Annotated in this window: 18 protein-coding genes; 14 read left to right on the top strand and 4 right to left on the bottom strand. The window is 40.4% G+C overall.

Annotated features, from left to right (window positions below; genetic code table 11):
- Positions 1–7 precede the first annotated feature (7 nt).
- Positions 8–691, bottom strand: coding sequence for an SIR2 family NAD-dependent protein deacylase (locus ACYPZI_RS02115; RefSeq protein WP_459598123.1), 684 nt, complete (start codon positions 689–691; stop codon positions 8–10).
- A gap of 163 nt (positions 692–854) precedes the next feature.
- On the opposite strand from ACYPZI_RS02115, the gene ACYPZI_RS02110 reads away from it, so the two are divergent.
- The 9 genes from ACYPZI_RS02110 (at position 855) to ACYPZI_RS02070 (ending at position 8,927) form a co-directional block, all read left to right on the top strand.
- Positions 855–1,439, top strand: a complete 585-nt coding sequence (locus ACYPZI_RS02110) for an FKBP-type peptidyl-prolyl cis-trans isomerase (RefSeq protein WP_459598121.1) — start codon at positions 855–857, stop codon at positions 1,437–1,439.
- Positions 1,440–1,459: 20 nt separating this feature from the next.
- A complete protein-coding gene (locus ACYPZI_RS02105; RefSeq protein ID WP_459598119.1) occupies positions 1,460–2,476 on the top strand; it encodes an FKBP-type peptidyl-prolyl cis-trans isomerase in 1,017 nt (338 codons plus the stop codon).
- 113 nt (positions 2,477–2,589) lie between these two features.
- Positions 2,590–3,054, top strand: coding sequence for an Lrp/AsnC family transcriptional regulator (locus tag ACYPZI_RS02100; protein WP_280645131.1), 465 nt, complete (start codon positions 2,590–2,592; stop codon positions 3,052–3,054).
- 206 nt (positions 3,055–3,260) lie between these two features.
- A complete protein-coding gene (locus tag ACYPZI_RS02095) occupies positions 3,261–3,875 on the top strand; it encodes a PASTA domain-containing protein (protein ID WP_459598117.1) in 615 nt (204 codons plus the stop codon).
- Positions 3,875–4,942: an RluA family pseudouridine synthase gene (locus ACYPZI_RS02090; RefSeq protein WP_459598115.1), complete on the top strand. Its 1,068-nt coding sequence runs from the start codon at positions 3,875–3,877 to the stop codon at positions 4,940–4,942. Before ACYPZI_RS02095 ends, ACYPZI_RS02090 begins: the two co-directional genes overlap by 1 nt.
- 113 nt (positions 4,943–5,055) lie before the next feature.
- Positions 5,056–6,039 (top strand): D-alanine--D-alanine ligase, encoded by a 984-nt coding sequence (locus ACYPZI_RS02085; protein ID WP_459598113.1) that lies wholly within the window; start codon positions 5,056–5,058, stop codon positions 6,037–6,039.
- A gap of 8 nt (positions 6,040–6,047) precedes the next feature.
- Complete coding sequence (locus ACYPZI_RS02080) at positions 6,048–7,196, top strand: 1-acyl-sn-glycerol-3-phosphate acyltransferase (protein WP_459598111.1); 1,149 nt, start codon at positions 6,048–6,050, stop codon at positions 7,194–7,196.
- A 290-nt stretch (positions 7,197–7,486) separates the two neighbouring features.
- Positions 7,487–7,861 carry a hypothetical protein gene (locus ACYPZI_RS02075; RefSeq protein ID WP_459598109.1) on the top strand — a complete coding sequence of 125 codons (375 nt, stop codon included), beginning with the start codon at positions 7,487–7,489 and terminating at the stop codon, positions 7,859–7,861.
- Between the two features lie 55 nt (positions 7,862–7,916).
- A complete protein-coding gene (locus tag ACYPZI_RS02070) occupies positions 7,917–8,927 on the top strand; it encodes a hypothetical protein (RefSeq protein WP_459598108.1) in 1,011 nt (336 codons plus the stop codon).
- 381 nt (positions 8,928–9,308) lie between these two features.
- Here ACYPZI_RS02070 and ACYPZI_RS02065 read toward each other — a convergent pair whose 3' ends face one another.
- Both ACYPZI_RS02065 and ACYPZI_RS02060 read right to left on the bottom strand, forming a co-directional pair.
- A complete protein-coding gene (locus ACYPZI_RS02065) occupies positions 9,309–10,763 on the bottom strand; it encodes an aminoacyl-histidine dipeptidase (RefSeq protein ID WP_459598106.1) in 1,455 nt (484 codons plus the stop codon).
- Positions 10,764–10,949: 186 nt separating this feature from the next.
- A complete protein-coding gene (locus ACYPZI_RS02060) occupies positions 10,950–11,522 on the bottom strand; it encodes a hypothetical protein (protein WP_459598104.1) in 573 nt (190 codons plus the stop codon).
- Between the two features lie 107 nt (positions 11,523–11,629).
- Between ACYPZI_RS02060 and ACYPZI_RS02055 the strand changes: the two genes are divergently transcribed.
- Positions 11,630–11,794, top strand: coding sequence for a hypothetical protein (locus tag ACYPZI_RS02055; protein WP_459598102.1), 165 nt, complete (start codon positions 11,630–11,632; stop codon positions 11,792–11,794).
- A gap of 264 nt (positions 11,795–12,058) precedes the next feature.
- Here ACYPZI_RS02055 and ACYPZI_RS02050 read toward each other — a convergent pair whose 3' ends face one another.
- Positions 12,059–13,321, bottom strand: coding sequence for a phosphoglycerate kinase (locus tag ACYPZI_RS02050; protein WP_459598100.1), 1,263 nt, complete (start codon positions 13,319–13,321; stop codon positions 12,059–12,061).
- Positions 13,322–13,837: 516 nt separating this feature from the next.
- Between ACYPZI_RS02050 and ACYPZI_RS02045 the strand changes: the two genes are divergently transcribed.
- The 4 genes from ACYPZI_RS02045 to ACYPZI_RS02030 all read left to right on the top strand — a co-directional run bounded on the left by ACYPZI_RS02045 (position 13,838) and on the right by ACYPZI_RS02030 (position 20,578).
- Positions 13,838–14,377 (top strand): RNA polymerase sigma factor, encoded by a 540-nt coding sequence (locus tag ACYPZI_RS02045; protein ID WP_459598163.1) that lies wholly within the window; start codon positions 13,838–13,840, stop codon positions 14,375–14,377.
- An 87-nt stretch (positions 14,378–14,464) separates the two neighbouring features.
- Entirely contained in the window at positions 14,465–15,448 is a 984-nt protein-coding gene (locus ACYPZI_RS02040) for a FecR family protein (RefSeq protein ID WP_459598098.1), read from the top strand.
- A 180-nt stretch (positions 15,449–15,628) separates the two neighbouring features.
- A complete protein-coding gene (locus ACYPZI_RS02035) occupies positions 15,629–19,075 on the top strand; it encodes a SusC/RagA family TonB-linked outer membrane protein (protein WP_459598096.1) in 3,447 nt (1,148 codons plus the stop codon).
- A gap of 6 nt (positions 19,076–19,081) precedes the next feature.
- Positions 19,082–20,578 (top strand): RagB/SusD family nutrient uptake outer membrane protein, encoded by a 1,497-nt coding sequence (locus ACYPZI_RS02030; RefSeq protein WP_459598094.1) that lies wholly within the window; start codon positions 19,082–19,084, stop codon positions 20,576–20,578.
- The last annotated feature ends 46 nt before the right edge of the window (positions 20,579–20,624 follow it).

The following is a 20,624-nucleotide window of genomic DNA, read 5'->3' as shown; positions in this document are numbered from 1 at the left end:
CCTTTTGTTATTTCAATGACCTTCTCAGCTCCTCCACACCTTCCGATGCACCTTTTTGTATAAAGTGAATACCTTGCCTGTGAGCATTGACCTCTTTCGGATCGATGAGATAGACAGGGGTGTCCGGGTTGGCATAATTCAGGAGTCCTGCTGCCGGATATACATTTAGCGATGTGCCTATAATAACCAGTATGTCGGCAGTGTTTACTGTCTCTATCGCTTTCTCTATCATAGGTACCGCCTCGCCAAACCAGACTATATGCGGTCTGAGCTGTGAACCCTTTTCGCATTTGTCTCCTATATGAATCTCAGGCTTGTCGGGTGTAAGCGTATAGATCGACGACGGATCGGCAGTAGAGCGTACTTTGCTCAGTTCGCCGTGCAGATGCAATACATTGCTGCTGCCGGCCCTTTCGTGAAGATCATCCACATTCTGTGTTATAATAGAAACTTTAAAATCTTTTTCCATTTCAGCCAATCCAATATGTCCCTTGTTTGGTTTTGCCTCGAATGCCGCTTTGCGCCTGGCATTATAAAAATCGAGAACCAACTGGGGGTTACGTCTGAAACCTTCGGGAGTCGCCACATCCTCTATCGGGTATTGCTCCCACATTCCGCCCGAGTCTCTGAAAGTAGCTATGCCGCTTTCCGCACTCATTCCTGCTCCGCTTAGTACAACGAGATGTTTCATAAACTATTAAAAAATGTAAGTATCTTGTACAAATATAGTTTTTTAGACAGTAAAACTTATTGTTGTATCGTGAAAAGAGTTACTTTTGTTGGCAAATTAAATAAACGTATGGTTTTTGTCTATCGATCTGATTCACAAGACTAATAAAAAAACAGAATTGAATATGGATAAAGTAAGTTATGCTCTGGGATTAAGTATTGGTAATAATTTTATGAACTCAGGCATAAAAAACGTGAATTTCGAGTCTTTCCTGAAAGGAATGCAGGACGCAATAAACGGTGCGCCGGCAGAACTGTCTTACGAAGAAGCACAACAATTATTGAATGACTACTTTGGTAAATTACAAGACGAAAAGCTTGACTTGAACCTGAAAGCAGGAGAAGAATTTTTGGCGATCAATAAAAGCAAACCCGGAGTAGTGACTCTGCCTAGCGGTTTGCAATACGAAATATTGAAAAAAGGCGAAGGAGCTATTCCTACTGCTAGCGACCAGGTGAAATGCCACTATCATGGTACACTTATCGATGGAACAGTATTCGATAGCTCGGTAGAGCGCGGACAACCCGCGACATTTGGTGTAAATCAGGTGATTCCGGGATGGGTAGAAGCTTTACAGCTTATGCCTGTAGGGTCGAAATGGAAATTGTTTATCCCTTCAAACCTTGCTTATGGCAAGTCGGGAGCAGGACAGACTATCGAGCCAAATTCGACTTTAGTATTCGAAGTAGAAGTTTTAGATATTGTTTAATATAATTTTTTAGTCAAAACATGAAAAAAATTCAAGTTGTTGCCCTTGGAGCCTTTGTTGCTCTTGGCGCTTTATTTACATCTTGTGGCGGAAATGTTTCTACAAACGTTTCTTTGAAAACAGATATAGATACTATTTCTTATGCTTTTGGAGCCAGCATTTACGAACAAGGTTTGTCTATGCACCTTCAACAAATGGGTTTGGTAAGCGATACTTCAGCCATCAGAGGTTCTTATTTGAGACAAATAGAAGCTGAAAGCGATGCTACTAAAAAGACATCTTTGGAAAAAGAACTGAAACATAAATTAGATTCTGTTTCTAAAGCAAATGAAAGAAATACAAACGAATTCCTGGCAGGTCTTCAAGAAGCCGTTAACGCTCCTGAATCGAAGAAAGCTTATATGGTAGGTCTTTCTGTAGGTGGCTCTATCTCTAGCCAAATGTTCCCGGGTATTGTACAACAAGTATATGGTCCGGATTCGAAAGAAAAAATAAATTCTTCTGCATTTATGGCTGCTATTGCTGCTGCTTTCAAAAAAGATAAATTTGTAATTGAAAACCCGGCCGCTAAATTCCAGGTGAAAATGCAGGAGGCTCAGGTGAAAGCTCAGGCAAGACAAGAGGAAGAATTGAAAAAACAATACGAACCTCAAATCAAAGCCGGTGAAGCATTCCTGACCGAAAACAAAACAAAAGAAGGTGTTGTTACTTTGCCTAGCGGCGTACAGTACAAAATAGTAAAAGAAGCAAATGGCGCAAAACCACTTGCAACTGACATGGTAAAAGTAAACTATAAAGGTACACTTATCGACGGAACAGTATTCGATAGCAGTGAAGGCAAAGATCCGGCTGTATTCAATGTTGGCGGTGTAATTCCCGGATGGACTGAAGTGCTTCAGTTGATGCCTGCAGGTTCTACTTGGACAGTATATATTCCTTACGATAAGGCATATGGCGCTCAGGAAAGAGGCCAGTATATCAAACCGTTCTCAACTCTTATCTTCGACGTAGAATTGCTAGAGGTTAATCCTAAATAAAACTGTCTAAAAAACAGATTTTAGGAGAATATTTGCATTTTGTCGGGTAAACAAGATAGATATTGTGAAAAATGTCTTATATTTGAGATATAATAACATTAAATAGCTCAATTATGCAGAAAATAGACAAACTTGATAAGAAGATTTTGGAGATAATTTCCCAGAATGCCAGAATTCCTTTCAAGGATGTAGCCCTTGAATGTGGAGTGTCCCGTGCCGCTATTCATCAGCGTGTACAGCGTATGGTAGAAATGGATGTAATAGTAGGTTCAGGGTATTTCGTCAACCCTAAGGTATTGGGATACAATACTTGTACATATATAGGAGTGAAACTCGAAAGAGGCTCGATGTACAAGACCGTAATACCTGAGTTGGACAAAATTCCCGAAATAGTGGAGTCCCACTTTACTACTGGTCCTTATACTATTCTTATCAAACTCTATGCAAGAGATAATGAGCATTTGATGGACTTGTTGAACAACAAAATACAGGATATTCCCGGTGTTGTGGCCACAGAAACCATGATCTCGTTGAGTCAGGGAGTAAAACGCCAGATACCGATCTCAAAATCTGAATAACAGATAGATTTTTATATAATATAGAGAAGCTGTTCTTTTGGGGCAGCTTCTTTTGTTTTACCTATAAACTAATCAGTTTAGATTTTTCCTTTTTTGTTATATATCCCTAAATACGCTATAGTAAAACGGAATATATAAGCCAAAAGACGTGAAACAAACATTTTTTTTAATACTTTTGCACTAATATTCGTTCAGTATAACAGTACATGAAGAAACAAAATATTTTATCAAGGTTTTTGGCTAACGTCTATGTGAAGAACCTCCTGTTAATGGCTGCTGTAGCGGTGGCATTAATCATTGTTGTACTGATTGCGCTTAATTTCTACACCAAGCATAATGAATCTATCACAGTGCCGTCGGTAAAGGGATTGCAGGCAGAAGAAGCAATGAACATTCTCCGTTCGTCCAACTTGGGATACGAAATCAGCGATTCTGTCTATCAGGCCGAGGGCGTTCCCGGTTCGGTTATAGAACAGGTACCCATAGGGGAATCGAATGTAAAAAAAGGCCGTACCGTTTTCCTCATCGTCAAAGCAAGAGGCGTACAGATGGTAGCTATTCCCGAACTGAAAGATTTTTCGCGCCGTCAGGCCGAAGCACAATTAAATTCACTTGGATTTACACGAATCACAATAGAAGAAGTTCCGGCTACATACAAAGGATTGGTTATCTCGGTTTCTTATAGCGGAAAGAATATCGTTCCGGGACAAAAAATCCCCAAAGGAGCCTCATTAGTATTGACTGTAGGAGCCGGCGGCGATACCCCGCAAGAAGACAGTATAACAGAAGGTCAGCCTGTAGAAGAATCTTTTTTTGAGTAATGACAGACGATTCATTTGACGAAATAGAAGATTTTTCGGAAGATGATTTTGCGACCGGGCAAAACTCCGAATTATATGAACATTATCGGTTCGTCGCCGATAAAGGACAAGGGCAAATACGTGTGGATAAATACCTCGCCATGCATATTGTAGGTGTATCGCGCAACCGCATACAACAAGCCGCCGAAGCCAATTGCATCCTTGTAAACGATAATCCTGTAAAGTCGAACTATAAAATAAAACCATTGGATGTAATATCTGTGGTAATGGATCGTCCCCGCCGCGACCTGGAAATAATCCCTGAAGATATACCGCTCGACGTAGTCTACGAAGATGCCGACCTGATGGTGATAAACAAAGCGCCCGGCTTGGTAGTGCATCCCGGCTTTGGCAATTATCAGGGAACACTGGTCAACGCCATTGCCTACAGATTGAAAGATACGCCCGAATACGATGCCAAAGACCCTCGTCTGGGTATTGTTCACCGTATAGATAAAGATACCTCGGGACTTCTGCTTGTTGCCAAGACAGCATTTGCCAAGACTCATCTTTCGGCGCAGTTTTTCAATAAAACGACCAAGCGTCAGTACATAGCTTTGGTTTGGGGATTGGTCAATGAAGACGAAGGACGTATAGAGGGGAATATCGGGCGCGATCTCAAAGACCGTATGTTGATGACTGTATTTCCCGATGGTGAGCACGGCAAGCCGGCTGTTACACACTATCAGGTAATAGAACGATTGGGGTATGTCACGCTTGTCCGGTGCCGTTTGGAAACGGGTCGCACACATCAGATCCGTGTACATATGAAGCATATAGGCCATACACTTTTCAACGATGAAAGGTATGGCGGAAATCAGGTTCTCAAAGGAACCAACTTTGCTAAATACAAACAATTTGTTCAAAACTGTTTCACTATCTGCCCGCGTCAGGCATTGCATGCCCGGACATTGGGCTTTGTGCATCCCCGTACGGGTGAAGAGATGATGTTTGAGGCAGCCCTTCCGGAGGATATGAGCCGGCTTTTGGACAGATGGCGTACATATATAGGGAATAGGGAGAGGTAATTTTATAATTTGGAGATTAGCCAATTAGTAAATGAAATGCTAACAACTAATAAGTATAACTCGAAAAAATAATAAGCTATCAGCTAAGGGCTAATAGCTCCAGCTAATAAAAAATGAAACGCAATGTAGCTATAGTATGGGGTGGGTATACCTCAGAAATTGTAATATCAGCTAAAAGTATGGCTGGTATATATTCTTTTCTGGATAAAAATAAATACAACGTTTACAAAGTAAAAGTCGTAAAAGAAGGCTGGACGGTAGATGTGGACGGGAATATTTATACTGTCGATAAAAACGATTTCAGTTTTACAGATACATATACAGGTGAAAAAGTGGTATTCGATTTTGCTTACATAACCATCCACGGCACACCGGGCGAAGACGGACGGATGCAGGGATATCTGGATATGTTAGGCGTCCCTTATTCTACCTGCGGTATGATGGCTTCGTCGCTTACCATGAATAAATTCGTGTGTAATAACTATTTGAAAAACTTTGGAATAAACGTAGCCCAATCTGTTTATCTTAATAAAGAAACAAAATATAACACTAGCGATATTGCAAATAAGCTGGGATTTCCTATGTTTGTAAAACCAAACACCGGAGGTTCTAGTTTTGCTACTACGAAGGTAAAAACCATCGGCCAATTGCAAGAGGCTATTGATACAGCATTCGCAGAGACTCCGGATGTTATTGTCGAAAGTTTTATAAGCGGAAGGGAAGTAACATGTGGTTGCTATAAAGTAAAGGGTAGGGAGGTTGTCTTTCCTTTGACGGAAGTGGTTACAACCAACGAATTTTTTGATTATAAAGCCAAGTATGAAGGGCAAGTCGAAGAAATTACTCCTGCGCGCATATCGGAGGATATGACAATGCGGATACAAAAGCTTACCCGTGTGATATACGACTTAGTGGGGGCTAAAGGTATTATCCGGGCTGATTTTATTATTAGCGAAGATACTCCTTACCTCTTGGAAGTGAATACCACCCCGGGAATGACACAGACCAGTTTTATCCCGCAACAAGTAGCTGCTGCCGGATTGAATATAACTGAAGTTTTGGCGGAAATTATTGAAAACGAGTTTAACGAGAATTAAAATATACTATGAGTGACAAATTTGACGATATAGCGCCTTTGTACGATTATGAGGTGGAACAAGCAATTCAGGATATACTTGTTGATCCCGGATTTCAGCATGCAGTGAAATATATTCTTCCGGAAATAAACTGGGATGAATTTTCCGCTGAAATGTCGAAATATAAGACAAAGAAACAATTTCAGGCTGCAATGATCTACCCTGTGGTAAAAGCCATGGGGATGAGAGTGTCGTCCAGTATAAAAAGCGAGAATTGGGAAAATATAGACCGTTCGGTAGAACATCTGTTTTTGTCGAATCACAGAGATATAGTGCTCGATGCAGGATTATTCAATATCTTGCGCCACGAACAAGGCTTGGAAACAACAGAAATTGCCATCGGCGATAATCTGCTTATCCATCCGTGGATAGACAAGCTGGTAAGGCTCAATAAGAGCTTCCTGGTAAGGCGGGGACTATCTGTAAAAGAGCGCCTTTTGGCATCGAAGCATATGTCGGAATATATTCATTATGCCATCAACGAAAAGAAAGAATCTGTATGGATCGCCCAGCGTGAGGGTAGGGCTAAAAATTCTGACGACAGAACCCAAGATAGTTTATTGAAAATGTTGGCTCTGTACCCTGACAACAAATCATTCCTTGAAAGTTTGAGGGAAATGAACCTGATCCCGCTTTCAATTTCCTACGAATATGATCCGTGCGATTATCTGAAAGCAAAAGAGTTTCAGCAAAAACGCGATAATCCGGAATTCAAGAAAAGCCAGCGTGACGACCTGTTGAATATGGAGATCGGTATTTTGGGCAAAAAAGGAAATGTGATGTTCCGCCTGTGTAAATGTATCAATCCCGAATTGGACAAGATTACCGAACCCGACAAACGTATACAGGCAGAACTGGCTGCAAAGATCATCGATAAGGAGATACATAGCAATTACGAAATATACCCTTGTAACTACATTGCTTATAATCTGTTCTACAAAACAGACAGATTCAATGGCAAATATACGAAAGAGCAATCGGACAACTTCAATGCATACCTGGAGAAACAAATAACCAAAATAGACCTCGATTATATCGACCACGACTTTGTCTTGGAAAAGATGCTCGAAATGTATTCCTATACATTGAAGAATTATCTGGAGGCTACAAATCAATAAAAAATAAGGCGAAAGAAATAAAGAGACGGCGGGGACTGAATCCTCGCCAGGGCAACCGCGTCGAAAAAATGAAGAAAAATAAAAAATGAAGAATGGCGCGAAGCGACAATAACTTGTAACTAATTGTTGACTGATAACTACTCACTACTTACTACTCCTGATTCTCATTATTAATGAAAATTTTTATAAAGAAAATTAAACTTTTTAAATTGGAAACTGTCTAAGAATACAATCACAAACAATTGTGATAATTAAGAAAAATACAAACTAGAAATTTAAAAATTACAGGGATGAAAAAAGTAATTATGATTATCAGCATTGCCTCATTGTTTTTAATGAGCTGTTCTTCAACAAAAAAGACCGTTCAAACGTCCAACACGATTAATACGGTTGCGGTCAATGAGCTTTCAGGCGCTTCCTATTCACATGCCGATAGCGGCTTAAAAGTAGTATTTCTTGCTTCGGATGTTGTAGATATCTATACCGGACCGAATGCCTCTCCGCTGACCTGCTCATACACTTATGATGCTCGGCAAAAGAAAGGCGAAATCACAATGCCGGGCAATACAGGTAAATCGTTCGATTTTACGCTTAATTCCAACGGTGTATTGCTGTCGTTGAAACAGGTAGGGGAAACGACAGCCATTCCTATGAAAAAATTGTAATGAAATAGCGTTTGTTATTTCAAACAATGAGCAAGAAGACTAAAATAGAAAACAAATGAAAAAGATACTCATCCTTTTAGGCGCGATAATGCTACTCGCGGGCGGTTGCAAACAAACGGCGAACCCGCAGGCGGAAAATGAGAATAGCATTCCCGATAGTATTCAGGTGATAAACGAAACCTGCCTGATATTAATCTTCCCGGAAACGCGGCATTTTGAAGATGAAGACTCGGATGAAGCGCAGGAGTATTTTGCTGTTAACGATGATTTTGGCTGGTATGCGGCGGAAATAAGCGGTAATTTCGAAAAATTAGGTATCAGTACTAATCAGGCCGAAAAAAGGTATCTGTCTTTTGTCATCGATAATGGTGAGAATCAGATTATCGACACAAAAGCAAAGGATGTTTTTGGAGCACTTTTATACAAAAAAGGGAAAGCCCCCATATCGATATATCTTGTATTAAGTGACTGGAAAATAGTTGCAGATTATTTACAGATGGAGCAAAGCGAAATCATGAAGCTGATTGAAGCAGACGTAGATACGGATGCTCGTCTACTCAACGACTTGTCGCAGTTTGTGCCGGAAGGTTATGTCATTTTCGACACCATTTCGGGTGATCTAAACCTCGATCAATACGCGGACAGGCTTATGATTCTCAAGAAAAACGGAGGAGAAACAGATGAAGACAGGAGGCCGCTTTTAATCTTGCTGGGTCAGGAAGATAATACTTGTAGACTGGCGGTTCGTAACGATAATGTGGTTCTTGGCGCAAACTACGGAGGCGCGACGAGCGACCCTTATGTGAAAATGACCATCAACAAAGGTTCTTTTTCCGTCGAGTTCAATGGCGGCAGTTCTTCGCGATGGATAAGAATTATTACTTTCAAATATTCGCCGGACGACAATTACTGGTTCTTGCATGAAGACAGCGAAGAGGGTTACTCTACTTTCGATCCTGACAATAGAACCTCAGGTATCAAGACTGCGAAAGATTTTGGAAAAGTACGATTTGATGAATTTGATATATGGCAAACGCATCAAAATTCATTTCTTTTTCTGGATTGATTCACTATTGTTGGCTCCGCCGATTAGCATAGCTAATTACCAATGACAGATTTTTATATACTGTTGATAATGAGTGAAATAAAAATATATTCAACATGTCAAAAATGTAGCGATTTAGCATTCTGTCATATACACATTGTGCCCAAAAAATTGGGTTCCGACTCGCAATGACGTTCACAATAAAGCTCTCTCGTCATTGCGAGGGCTTGTCCCGAAGCAATCCAGCTTAATGTCTTATTTTTTAAGAAAACTGTATATGTCTAATTGATAGTTAATTAGCTCTCTAGTATTATTTTGATGCGTTTGCCCTAAATTTGATACGAAGAGATAAGTGATTTTACACAAAAAAACGGCGGGGACTGAATCCCCGCCGTCTCTGTTTTATTTGATTTTCTCCAGTGTTTTCACCAGATAGTCATAAAATGTCTCTACTGTATCCACCTCTACATACTCGTCGGGAGAGTGAGCGTTGAGGATTGTCGGCCCGAAGGAAACGATATCCAATCCCGGAGTGCTGGATAGGATAATACCACATTCCAGTCCGGCATGAACTACCACCACATGAGCATCTTCCTTATATGTATCCTTATAAAGCTTCGACATCATATTCAATGTTTCCGACTGGGCATTAGGCTGCCATCCCGGATAACCGTTTTCGATGGTTACTTTAGCGCCTGCCAACGAGAATACGCTTTCGAGGCTCGAACCGATCTTATCTTTGCGCGATTCGGACGAACTGCGTGCAAGCATTTGGGCGATAATGCGTCCCGGTTCCGATTTCACACGTGCAAGGTTTGTCGATGTTTCCACAATGCCTACGAAGTCTGTTAACATGCTGATAACACCATTCTGACAACCTATAACTGCATTGATCAGGCCATCCTGTATTTCTTCAGGGATAAGCGTCGCAGGCAAGTCTGTTTTCGCTGCTTTGAACGACAGGTTGTGCTCAACCGCTTTATATTCTTCTTTAAAAATCTTTTCGTATTCCTTTACCAATTTTGCGAAGTCTTTTTCGTCTTCTTCAGGCAGGGTAACTATCGCAAACGATTCGCGAGGGATAGCATTCCGAAGCGATCCTCCGTCGATGGAAGCCAGGCGCACTTCATAATTGCTTATGGCATCTTTCAGGAAGTAGGCCATCAACTTGTTGGCGTTGGCTCTGCCCAGATGTATCTCTGTGCCCGAATGCCCGCCTCTAAGTCCTTTCAGTGTTATTTTGTAAGCTATATCGTCTTTTGGGACTTCTACATCTTTAAATTCCCATTCTGCATTAACGTCTACACCTCCGGCACAACCTACGCAAAGCTCACCTATTTCCTCTGTATCCAGATTCAACAGGATGCTTCCCGATAGGAATCCTTTTTTCAGTCCTGATGCACCCACCATGCCCACTTCTTCGTCCACTGTAAAGAGAGCTTCTATTTTACCGTGTTTCAGCTTTGTATCTTCCAGTACAGCCATCATGGCAGCGGCTCCGATACCGTTGTCGGCACCAAGAGTGGTCGATTTGGCCTTCACCAGATTTCCTTCTATTTTGGTTTCTACCGGATCTTTAGTAAAATCATGTTTCACATCCGAGTTCTTTTGTGGAACCATATCCAAGTGTGATTGCAGGATCACAACCGGAGCTTTCTCCATCCCTTTCGTTGCGGGTTTGATGATAAGCACATTGCCTGTCTTATCTTGTTTTACTTCCAATCCTAACGATTTGCCAAAGTCAATCACATGCTTTGTTACTTCCTTCATCTGTCCTGTCGGACGAGGGATTTGAGTTAAATCGTAGAAATGTTTCCACAACTGTTTTGGTTTTAGATTAAGTATCTCTTTCGACATAATAATTATGTTTTAAAATTACGAATAGTAACAAAGATAGGAAAATATGGGCGGAATAGGGATGGATATATAATCTTTTTCAGGTGAAAATGTCTTAAAACAAAAAAGGCTACCATCTGTGAGGTAACCTTTTCTGTTTTATATAGGAATTGTTATAGTTTTACCCAGTAAGAGAATCTTCCGTTCTTAGTATCCGAATTGAATTTCAAAACTTTTAGATAATTCATCCAGAAAATAAAGTGTGCTTTTCCGGGTGTTTATTTTGTATTCTTGTAGCCCGTCTTCGATGGCAATGGCTTTGTCTGTAATAAAATCTTCGGCGCGCATCACTCTCGGTAATACTATGTTTTTCTTCGAATTTTCGTACAGATAAGATATTTCAGTTATTTCGAGTACGCATTTATCTTTAAACAGAAATCCGTTGATGCGGTATCGCATTATCATTTTTTCGCGTATACCTTTCGCATTAGCCGGTAACACGAGTTCGATCCGTGACTTAGCGATAAACTCTTGACTTGCTCCGTCATGACGCACGCTGGATATAAATGGGTCTCTTCCGTAACTGTCTGTAGCCCATTGTTTCAGTAGGTTGTAATTGTCGCTTGCCGAAATGCCGTCTTTCATCGGTATTTCCTTCATGAATGTTACTTTTTCTTCTATAACGGGTACTTTAGTAAACCGTTCACCAAGTTTCACCACTTGTGCGAAACCTAGGACGGGAAGCAGGCTACATGTGATGTAAAATATAATTTTCTTCATAGCTAGAGCCTTTTGTTTGGTACAAATATAGAAATAATTCTTCAACATGGAGATTCATTGACTATATTCCCTAGGGCAAACCCGAAAATAGTCAAAATGCATAGTATATGACAAAAAATATTACAAAATCTTATATTGCCCTTACAGGGCGCGGTTTCAGGGGATTTCGTTTTCCCACCCAAGGCGTTGCCATTGGGCTATATTATGTAGCCCCTTCAGGGCATCAAGGAAAGAAACAGGCTGAAAGCCTGATATATTCCAGCCCGGGGTAACACCCCGGGTAGATGACAACCGAAGGAACTGCGCCCTGTAAGGGCAATATAATAAGCCTTTTAAATATATATAAAATATTTTTTGACATGTACTATGTCAAAATGTTAGATTGTGTTGATTTTAATATTTAAAATTACCGGATTGCTTTGCTACACTACGTTTCGCTCGCAATAATGAAAATATAGTCAGATGCGACAATGATTACTTTAAATAAAAAAGCCCGTACATGAAGTACAGGCTTTTCAATATTTTAGTGGATACGGTTAGTATCCCCTGATAGCTTTGATTCCCGGAAGAACTTTACCTTCGATGAACTCAAGCAATGCTCCGCCACCGGTAGAAACATAAGATACCTGGTCGGCCAAACCGAATTTGTTAACGGCAGCAACAGAGTCTCCACCGCCTACAAGCGAGAATGCTCCGGCTTTAGTAGCAGCAGCAACAGCTTCGGCAGTAACTTTTGTTCCTTGTGCAAAGTTGTCGAATTCGAATACGCCTACAGGACCATTCCAAAGGATAGTTTTTGAAGCCATAAGTACGTCAGCGATTTCTTTTTCGCCTTTAGGGCCTACGTCTAATCCCATCCATCCGTCAGGAATTGCGTTAGCTTCCGAAATTTGAGTATTAGCGTCGTTGCTGAACGCATCGGCTATCTTAGCATCGCTTGCAATAACAAGGGCTACACCGTTTGCTTTAGCTTTAGCTACGATTTCGTTAGCCAAATCAAGTTTGTCGTCTTCTACTAATGAGTTACCGATCTTACCTCCTGCCGCTTTAAGGAATGTAAATGCCATACCTCCACCTATAACAAGGTTGTTTACCTTGTCCAGCAGGTTTTCGATAATGTCTATTTTCGAAGAAACTTTAGCGCCTCCGATAATAGCTGTAAACGGACGGGCTGTATCTTTCAATACTTTTTCTACTGCGTCTATTTCTTTTTGCATCAGATAACCGAACATTTTGTGTTCAGCATCGAACAGGTCAGCAATAAGAGCTGTAGATGCGTGTGCACGGTGAGCCGTACCGAATGCATCGTTTACATATACATCGGCATAGGAAGCCAATGTTTTTGTAAATTCTTTTTGACTTTCTTTAATTGCTTTTTTTGCTGCAGCTTTAACTTCATCGCTGGCGTCTTCTGCCAATCCGCGAGGTTTGCCTTCTTCTTCGGCATAGAAACGGAGATTTTCCAGCAAAAGAGCTTCTCCCGGTTGAAGGGCAGCAGCCTTTACTCCGGCTTCTTCGCCTACGCAGTCGTTAGCGAATTGTACATCTACGCCAAGAAGCTTAGATACGTGAGCCAGGATATGTTTTAGCGAGTATTTATCTTCTACGCCTTTCGGACGTCCAAGATGCGAAGCTATAATAGGACTACCGCCATCAGCTATGATTTTTTTCAATGTAGGCAATGCTGCACGGATACGTGTATCGTCTGTAATGTTGAATTGCGCATCCAAAGGTACGTTGAAGTCAACTCTGACGAAGACTTTCTTGCCTGAAAAGTTGAATTTGTCGATTGTAATCATAATTCGTTTAAATTAAATGTATTTAATGTTGTTGATTATCAATGTTTTGAAAGCTAAATTGGACTTTCTTAAAAAGAGATACAAATATACGAATTTAAGAGTTAAACAGCCACTAAAAAAGCTAAAATATCGCGAAATGCGCTAGTGTATATGTAATTGTATCTGATTTGTCAGATGGAGTTTGCAAAATCATATTTTTGAGAAAGAGGCTATCTCGATTTTTTATTTTTTGAAGCTGACAATTAAAATATTAAAAAGAGTTTATATTTAATGCCAATCAGTAGTTAATGCTATTCCTGTTGGATGAAAATGTTCGGTTATTTTCATCCTTTTAAGCAATGGCGTAAAATTAAAAATTTGATTCTTTTCTCAATTTGATTTCCTCAAATATATTTTATTTTTGAATTTAATAAAACTTCGAACAAATATTATAACTTTGTTTTGTTAGTCTGTAAATATACCTAAAAACAATAATTTTACCTGAAAGTGAGTTTTACAAAACACATAGAGGGATTAATGAAAGGTTCTCACCAGGATTTTAGAATTCTTTATGAAGAATATTCAGGTAGATTGTATGGCTTTGTATTCAGTCTGACTCGATCGAGATCTATGGCAAACGATATTACGCAGGAAACTTTTATTAAAGTATGGATAAACCGCGAGAATATAGATCCCTCTATGTCATTCAAATCCTATCTATTCAAAATTTCAAAAAATAAAATAATAGATGAATTCCGGAAGCAAATAAATAATCCCGTATTTGAGGATTATATGGCATACTGTGATGAATTGTATGCTGATGGCAATGATAATATCGAACAAACAATAGATTACGATTATTTTCTGCAACAATTGGACAATGCCAAGGCAAAACTAACACCCCGTCAGCGCGAAATATTTGAATTGAGTAAAGAACAAAGGCTTCCTTCATCCGAAATAGCCCAAAAACTTAATATTAGCGAACAAACCATCTATAATATATTATCATCGGCGATGAAAATATTGAGGAAAGAAATGGGGCAGGCAAGCTTGCTGTTCCTACTTTTTTTCGATTAAAGCAAAAAAAATCAAAAATCTCATAGTAGACTTTTTCATATGCTTCGTAATAACTTATAGAGCATGTTAACAAAAGAAGTTTCAAAAATGAGAAGCAAAATCGAAAAGTTAATAAATACCCATATTTGCGGAACGTTGAACACCGAGGAACGAGGATCTCTGAAGCAAAATCTTTCGATGTTGTCCGACTCCGAATTGAATGATATTTTGTCCGGTATATGGGATAACTTCGAAGGTGATGTGATTTCCGAAACCGACTTCGACCAATTAATTGGTAAACTGGCAATCGTACCTCGACAAAAGAAAAGGCAACACTTATTCTATAAAGTGGGAAGAATAGCCGCCGCCATACTAATTCCTTTTATCATAGGACTCAATATTTATTATTACACTGATAATAAGAAACTGACTGATTTTGTCGCCGGCTCAACTTCTGTAAATATAGCCAGTGGCGAAAAAGCTCAAATTACATTGCCCGATGGTACAGCCATTTTCCTTAATGCTGCAACCTCAATATCATATTCTTCAGACTTCGGGCTCAAAAACCGGGAAATTTTTCTGAGCGGAGAAGCATATCTTGATGTTGTTAAAAATGAGAAAATCCCTTTTTATGTGAATACCGACTTGATACGGATAAAAGTACTGGGAACAAAATTTAATGTAAATACATACGACGATTCGCCCATAATCGAAACTTCCCTGATAGAAGGTAGTATAGAACTTACGACTAAAGGGGCTAAGCCGCAAACGATAATACTGTCGCCACAGGAAAAAGCCACATATTATAAAGATCACGACATTTTATCGATATTTAAAACTACCACCCACTTCGAAACGGCATGGCTTCGAGGAGAATTGGTATTCAGGTCGGTCAAATTCTCCGATATTATGGAAAAACTGGAACGGCGCTATGGTGTTGATATAGAAATAACAGGAGCGGATTACAACAAGCACCTCTTTACAGGAAGCTTTAAAGAAGATTATATAGATGGCATATTGAAAATATTGCAGTTACACTATAACTTTGAATATACTAAAACAGGTGATAAAATATCGATCCGGTTCAATTAAAAAAATAACCGGACAAAAAAGCCTGTACTTTAGATCCTATTGTCAACCATAAATAAAAAAGCATGAAAGAAAAGGACTATTTCTAAAAAAGGAACTGTAAAATCCCACATTTTACAGTTCCCCTGACGGGTTAATACCTTCATGTAATTCTTTTAGTATCAACCTTAAAATTAAATTAGTATGGACAATTTACATTATCCAAGAAAAACTTATTGTCACAAATGTAATAAAAAAAATCTGTTTTTATTTGTTCTATTCATTGGCATTTTCTTTTTGCCGGATAGAGTTTTTGCTCAGCAACAAACGACTGTAACATTATCTGTTACGAATGAAAATTTGCAATCGGTTCTCGACAAAGTCGAAAAAAGCACAGTTTACCGTTTCACATACATGGATGTTATTCTGCCAACCGATAAGAACATAACCGTTTCGGCATCCAACATGATTATAGAAGACTTTATGAACAAAATACTGTCTTCAACAACTCTCGCATACAAACGCAACGGAAACACCTTTTCTTTAACACAGAAACCATCTCAGGCCGACAATCAGCCACAAACAAACGTGACCGGGACAGTGGTCGACGAAAATGGCGATCCCCTTATTGGAGTCGTTATTGCAGTAAAGAATACGAACAAGGCTGTGACCTCTGATGTTGACGGAAGATTTAGTCTCGATACCCCTCCCAACTCAGTACTTAAAGTATCCTATGTCGGATATATCTCTCAGGAAATAAAGGTAGACAGGAAAAAGGAAGTTGATATAAGGCTCGTCCAGAATGTACAGGCCTTGGAAGAGGTAGTGGTAATTGGATATGGAGTACAGAGAAAAAGCGACCTCACCGGCTCCATTGCATCTATCAAAGGCGATGAGTTGCCTAAGTTAGCCAATACAACATTGGCTCAGGCGCTCAAAGGCGCTGCGCCCGGCTTGTCGTTTACACAGACAAGTAGCCAGCCGGGAGCGGCCGTTTGGATGCAGATACGTGGCTCTGCAACCGGTTCATCTCCACTTATCGTTATAGACGGAGTGCCTGTAAGTACGATGTGGGAGCCTAGCACCGGTCTTAATTTTGGAAAAGGTGACAAAGAAAGCGTACTCGATAATATCAATCCGGATGATGTTCAGGATATACAAGTTCTAAAGGATGCCAGTGCCACTTCCATATACGGATCGAGGGCTGCCGGTGGCGTTATCCTTATTACTACAAAACGCGGAGCTGAAGGCAGTAAGCGCGTGGATGTTTTATTTAAAGCTTCGTATACGACCCAATGGATTGACCAAAAACCGGATGTAATGAAGCCAAAAGATTATATGCGCGCATCAAATGATTCTCAGCTGGAACGCTGGCTTAAGGATCAAGGCTATTATCCTTGGGGAAACAAGGCTTTACCGGGCAGTGGGGAAGAAATCCGCAGGCTTTATGAAGATGCCGGACAGAAATGGAATTACAAATGGGAATATATAGATCACTTCATTGGCGGTACTGACTGGTACGATGCAATCACACATAATGGAGAGATACAGCAATATGACCTTTCGGTAACAGGAGGAAACGCGAATAATAGCTATCTGATTTCATTGGGACATATGAGTAACGACGGTATTGTAAAAACAAACGATTATGCAAGAACTACCGGACGTATCAATATAGATCAGCGGTTCAGTAAGTATATTAAAGGGGGGATCAGCATAAGCTATTCACGTATCAATTCCAACGATGTGCCCATATCCGGCGCAGGAGGATCTACAACCCTGTTTCAGGCAGCACGCAAGTATGATCCTACAATACCTATCCGCGACGAGAATGGTAACTACGCGCTCGGTACCATTTACGGACTGTCGCAAAATCCGGTATCGTTGCTCGAAGTATCGATGCATACCAAAAAGGACAACTTGCTTTCGTCTGCCTTTGTCGACATTAACCCTATCAAAGAGTTGACATTAAAAACAACAGTAGGCTATGACCGTAAATTTGCTAAAACAGGCGCTTATTTCCCGATGACCACGCAAGAAGGAATTAATTCACAAGGTGTTGCAAGAATAGGTAGTAGCGAGTTAGACAACTATTATTTTAACATTACAGCTACTTATAATAAAACCTTTGCTCAAAATCACAAGTTGAACGCAATGGTGGGTTGGGAATATTACGAGCAACAAAACGAAAGCGTATCGGCCGAAAACAGGGGATTCCCGTACGATGCAGCCAAGTGGCATAATCTGGGGTTGGGTACTTACGAAAGGCCGGAAGTGGGGTCATCAAGATATACAGGTGAAAATGCATCTCTTATATCACGTGTAAACTATTCTTATAAAGACCGTTATCTGCTTACAGCCAATTTCCGTCGCGATGGTTCCTCAAATTTCGCTCCGAACAAACAATGGGGAAACTTTGGTGGGGTAGCGCTTGCCTGGCGTATCGAACAGGAGAAATTCTTGAAAGATATAAACTGGCTCTATAATCTGAAACTCAGAGCAGGATATGGTGTAACAGGAAATGCTGGTAGCCTTACAGGTATCAATACATATTATACAGCTGGGAAAGACTATTATTTCAACAATAAGCATACCAGCGGGGTTGCACTTGCCGCTCTGGGTAATCCAAATCTGTCGTGGGAATCGCAGGAGGATATCAACCTGGGGCTGGATTTCGGATTCTTCGATAACAAATTCGGAGGAAGTATAGACGTTTACGAGCGTACTATTAAAGACAGGATCGGAACAAAGAACCTTATGTCTTTCCATGAAATAAACACCATTAACTATAACACCCAGCGTCAGGATAAGACCCAGGGTATCGACCTTATGTTGTTCGGCACGGTTGCATTGCCTAATTCACTTATATGGCACACTCAGTTTACCCTCACATATTACAAAGACTTTGCTTCGAAACGTGATCCATCGGAAATATTGGATATCAATGACCGTTATCACAAACGCTGGGATGAAATGTGGTATTATGAAACCGGTGGTATCATACAGCCGGGAGAAACAGTAGCCCATATGCCGGGAGCTGTTGCCGGCGCCGTCAAAATAGTAGACCGCGACGGATATCTATATGATGCAAATGGAGAAATAGTAAGGGACGAAAACGGTAGGCCTCAGTATGCGGGCGAACCTGATGGCAAGATAGATAAGGCCGACCTTGTAATGATAGGCCACAACACCCCTATCCCTATCAGTTGGAACAATACGTTCAAATATAAAAACTTCGACCTGAACATTTATATTTACGGAAAACTTAACAACTGGAAAAATAATGACCGTAAAGCCCTTATCGACTATGGCCCTTATCAGGGTATCAATACGATCACTACATTCAATGACCGTTTTACATACAATAATTCCGGTTCGAATATACCCGGATTTACCCAAACTACGGCTTCACAATGGGGATATGGCGATTACTTTATGGAAAAGGCATGGTTTTTCCGTATAGATAATATTTCTCTCGGATACACTCTTCCAAAAAAGATTACCAAAAACTTCGTTCAGTCTATTCGATTTAATGCAACAGTAAAGAATATCGCTACAATATCGCCTTACAAAGGACATGATCCGGAATACGATATCTATATGTATCCCAGCACAAGTGCATTCACGTTTGGTATTGACTTTAAATTCTAAAAAAGTATGAAAACAAAAATATATTTATCTGTTTTTATTGGATTTCTTCTTTCCATAACTTCCTGTACTTTAGAAAGGGAATCGTTCAATGAAATATACCCCGAAAACTTCTTCCGCAACGAAGACGATGTAAACAAAGCTCTCACCGCCCTTTATCATATGCCATTCAGAATGGGATACGGAAGCTTTTATGGAGTCGACCAATATAGTTATCAAGTGGCATCCGACTTTACAGCCGGTACTATGGCTAGCCGTTGGACAGAAGCGACAAGCTACCCTCAGTATCAGGAACATCGCTGGGAAGAGAATGCGACAAGCGGTTACGCTAAAGATTTTACTGAAAGGATGTATTCTCAATATAATAAGCTCACTTCTATCAAAGAAACAATAAAAAGAATAGAAGCGGCGCCGATAACCAGTACTTTAAAAACCAAAGCAACTGCTGAAGCCAAATGCCTTTATGCCTGGATCGGGTTCATCCTTTACGATCTGTTTGGCCCTGTACCCCTTGTTACAGATGAGGCTTTAGCCAATCCCGAAGCGAAAGTACTTATCCCAAGGCTTAGTGATCAAGAGTATTGTAACATCATGATCGGCTATCTGGACGATGCTATTGCAGGAGGCTTGCCTATCAGACAGGATGATGAATGGGGACGTGTATCTAAAGGGATGGCGCTGATGCTTAAACTCAAGTTCCATATGGCAAACCGTAATTTTGTGGAAGCGGAGAAGGTTGCGCGTGAACTTTATGGATACCGTGACAATCCTTACAAACTCATGTCTAATTACAGGGATATCTTTAATATGTATAATGTAAGGAATAAAGAAATTATCCATGCCATACCTTGCGGTTTAGCCGACGGGATGCAAAACCGGGCAATAATCCAGTTCTACCCTGTGCGATGGAAACAAGATCGCCAATGCTGGTTTACATTTGGTATGCACTGGAATTTTTATGATACTTTCGAAGCAGGGGACGATCGTTTGAACAGCATTGTTACCGACTATGTGAGTATCACCGGTGAAGTTAATAACAGAGATAACGGCTTTCTCAAAAGCGCGGCTGCCATAGTGAAAGTAGACGATCACACATATACCGGAGGTGAATATTGTTCGGTAGACCTTATCGTATACCGTTTTGCTGATGTTATGCTTTCTTTAGCCGAATGTATCAACGAAAATAATGGCAGCCCTACCCGGGAAGCAATAGACCTTGTAAATGAAATCCGTTCGCGGGTGAGCCTGCCGGATCTTACAGCAGCGCAAACAGCGAATAAAGAATCTTTTAACAGAGCTGTCCTTGATGAACGTCTGCATGAATTTATGGCTGAAGGCCTTTCTCGTCAGGATAAGATACGTCATGGAACATTTGTTTCGGATTCTAAAGCGCAATTTCCTAACAGTCAGTCGGGTGCCCATAAAGTACGTTTTGCTATCCCGTCAAAGTATATCCTTGAATCGGAAGGGGTTGTAAAACAGAATCCGGGTTACGCGAATAATTAATCCACACTATTCATTTATGTCCGGTTTACAGGTCAAGTATAGCCGG

The sequence above is a fragment of the Dysgonomonas reticulitermitis genome, from assembly GCF_054601275.1.
Note: the sequence above shows the minus strand (reverse complement) of the source record. Positions and strands in the feature narration are given on the sequence as shown.

Excerpts from the sequence above, each read along its gene's own strand:
- ACYPZI_RS02075 (WP_459598109.1), top strand. The coding sequence starts at position 7,487 with ATGAAAAAAGTAATTATGATTATCAGCATTGCCTCATTGTTTTTAATG.
- ACYPZI_RS02100 (WP_280645131.1), top strand. The coding sequence starts at position 2,590 with ATGCAGAAAATAGACAAACTTGATAAGAAGATTTTGGAGATAATTTCC.
- ACYPZI_RS02055 (WP_459598102.1), top strand. The coding sequence starts at position 11,630 with ATGACAAAAAATATTACAAAATCTTATATTGCCCTTACAGGGCGCGGT.
- ACYPZI_RS02070 (WP_459598108.1), top strand. The coding sequence starts at position 7,917 with ATGAAAAAGATACTCATCCTTTTAGGCGCGATAATGCTACTCGCGGGC.
- ACYPZI_RS02115 (WP_459598123.1), bottom strand. The coding sequence starts at position 691 with ATGAAACATCTCGTTGTACTAAGCGGAGCAGGAATGAGTGCGGAAAGC.
- ACYPZI_RS02090 (WP_459598115.1), top strand. The coding sequence starts at position 3,875 with ATGACAGACGATTCATTTGACGAAATAGAAGATTTTTCGGAAGATGAT.
- ACYPZI_RS02030 (WP_459598094.1), top strand. The coding sequence starts at position 19,082 with ATGAAAACAAAAATATATTTATCTGTTTTTATTGGATTTCTTCTTTCC.
- ACYPZI_RS02110 (WP_459598121.1), top strand. The coding sequence starts at position 855 with ATGGATAAAGTAAGTTATGCTCTGGGATTAAGTATTGGTAATAATTTT.
- ACYPZI_RS02050 (WP_459598100.1), bottom strand. The coding sequence starts at position 13,321 with ATGATTACAATCGACAAATTCAACTTTTCAGGCAAGAAAGTCTTCGTC.
- ACYPZI_RS02040 (WP_459598098.1), top strand. The coding sequence starts at position 14,465 with ATGAGAAGCAAAATCGAAAAGTTAATAAATACCCATATTTGCGGAACG.
- ACYPZI_RS02080 (WP_459598111.1), top strand. The coding sequence starts at position 6,048 with ATGAGTGACAAATTTGACGATATAGCGCCTTTGTACGATTATGAGGTG.
- ACYPZI_RS02105 (WP_459598119.1), top strand. The coding sequence starts at position 1,460 with ATGAAAAAAATTCAAGTTGTTGCCCTTGGAGCCTTTGTTGCTCTTGGC.
- ACYPZI_RS02045 (WP_459598163.1), top strand. The coding sequence starts at position 13,838 with ATGAAAGGTTCTCACCAGGATTTTAGAATTCTTTATGAAGAATATTCA.
- ACYPZI_RS02065 (WP_459598106.1), bottom strand. The coding sequence starts at position 10,763 with ATGTCGAAAGAGATACTTAATCTAAAACCAAAACAGTTGTGGAAACAT.
- ACYPZI_RS02060 (WP_459598104.1), bottom strand. The coding sequence starts at position 11,522 with ATGAAGAAAATTATATTTTACATCACATGTAGCCTGCTTCCCGTCCTA.
- ACYPZI_RS02095 (WP_459598117.1), top strand. The coding sequence starts at position 3,261 with ATGAAGAAACAAAATATTTTATCAAGGTTTTTGGCTAACGTCTATGTG.
- ACYPZI_RS02085 (WP_459598113.1), top strand. The coding sequence starts at position 5,056 with ATGAAACGCAATGTAGCTATAGTATGGGGTGGGTATACCTCAGAAATT.
- ACYPZI_RS02035 (WP_459598096.1), top strand. The coding sequence starts at position 15,629 with ATGGACAATTTACATTATCCAAGAAAAACTTATTGTCACAAATGTAAT.